The 1,175-nt window shown below is 50.0% G+C and carries 1 protein-coding gene; it reads right to left on the reverse strand.

Features of this window, described 5'->3' with window-relative positions; translation table 11 throughout:
- Positions 1-1,072: IS4 family transposase (locus tag CBE68_RS18595; protein WP_087507720.1), on the reverse strand; the 1,072-nt coding region annotated here is incomplete at its 3' end.
- Positions 1,073-1,175: the final 103 nt, after the last annotated feature.

Here is a 1,175-nt window from a genome sequence, read left to right on the forward strand (position 1 = left end):
CTCGCCTGTGCTTGATGGTGTTCGCCTGAAATTGTGCCACCCAATTGTTTTTAATAGCCACCATTCCTATGAGCCGCAACGCCCACTCGGCCAACATGGCAATGAGTAGTAAAATGTCGAATCGTTTAGGGCAACGGCTGTTACTGTGGCGAAGCCCTAATCCATACTGCGGGCTTTTGATATCTCGGAAGCTTTCTTCAATCTGCATCCGCTTAGCGTACAGGTTTACCAGCTGCTTGGAGGTCATCGATTGCGGCGGCAAGTTGGTGGCGAGTAGCCACGGCTCTTTGGCATTGCGCCGATAGCTTTGCTGGGCGGTATGGTGTCGACCGGCTTTGGAAGAGCGCGCATCGTTGCGACCTTTCGGGTTTGATTTATACAGGTGCAATGCCGCATAGATAGGACTCTTTCGGCCCAACTCTCCTTGCCCTAAGAAGCGTGCTTTGGCGTTAGCAGTTGGGTAGTAAGATTTGTTGCTATGCCAGTGTTTATCGCCCTTGGGGCGGAATCCAACCTCACCACGAACACGGCCAAGCCAGAACCAACCTTTGGCTTCAATGGCCCTAAACCAAGGATTTCGGTAGCCAGCATCCGTGACAACCAACGGGCAGCAGTTAGCCGGAAGAATGCTGGCCAGCTCGTCAATAAAGGGATTATGACTGACCGGAGAATTGTATTCAGCAAAGGCAAAGACACGCTCGTAAATCGTGACCGAGCGGCCTTCAAAACTGACCGAAGCGCGCAGGGTTTGATGACGCATTTGTTCTCGAACATCAGACCAATCCACCAAGATAATCGGCATCGGATTAGCCCCACACAGCAGCCTTGCATGCCAGCGATAAATGGCTAATCGCTCTTGATGAAGCGAGCCATTACCAAGCAATCGGTCGATGCGCTTGATATTGTGCTTGGCGGCGACAGAGCCTGGAATGTTGCGCCCAAGCTCAGTGAGCGATAGCTGGTGACCATCAAGCAGAGATTGAACGGCTGTCATCAGCGATTTAAGTCGTTTGTTGTGGACTGAAGGGCATTGATTTTTAAGCAAATCATGTAAGATACATACGTCACGCATGGGGTGTTTATCTGTTTGTTTTTTGGCGAAAGTAATTAGATCAAATCGCCTCATGCGTGTCTATCTTATTGAAAGGAATCAATATTATGAGGGGATTCCTTAG

It is taken from the genome of Neiella marina (assembly GCF_002165625.1).
In the GTDB taxonomy this organism is placed as follows: Bacteria; Pseudomonadota; Gammaproteobacteria; order Enterobacterales; family Neiellaceae; genus Neiella; species Neiella marina.